A 267-nucleotide genomic window follows, 5' to 3' on the forward strand; every position below is an offset into this window, starting at 1 on the left:
GTTCCTTGCGTTATGTTGGTTAGTATTTCGGATATTTCATCCGTTGCATTTCTTGATTCTTCCGCTAACTTCCTTATCTCATCCGCTACAACTGCAAATCCTCTTCCTGCTTCCCCTGCCCTTGCCGCTTCTATCGCTGCGTTTAGTGCCAGCAGGTTCGTTTGTTCCGTTATCGAGTTTATCGTTTCTACTATACTTTGTACGTTCTTGGCGTTGTTTGCGAGTGTTTCTACTTCTTTTTGACTTTCTTTTGTCCTTTCTACCGCT

The 267-nt window shown here is 43.4% G+C and carries 1 protein-coding gene; it reads right to left on the bottom strand.

Going from position 1 to position 267, the window contains the following annotated elements; translation table 11 throughout:
* The coding region (locus BZ25_RS05060) for a methyl-accepting chemotaxis protein (protein ID WP_233552366.1) at positions 1-267 on the bottom strand (267 nt) is incomplete at both ends.

It is taken from the genome of Petrotoga sp. Shatin.DS.tank11.9.2.9.3, assembly GCF_003665005.1.
Classification (GTDB): Bacteria; Thermotogota; Thermotogae; order Petrotogales; family Petrotogaceae; genus Petrotoga; species Petrotoga mobilis.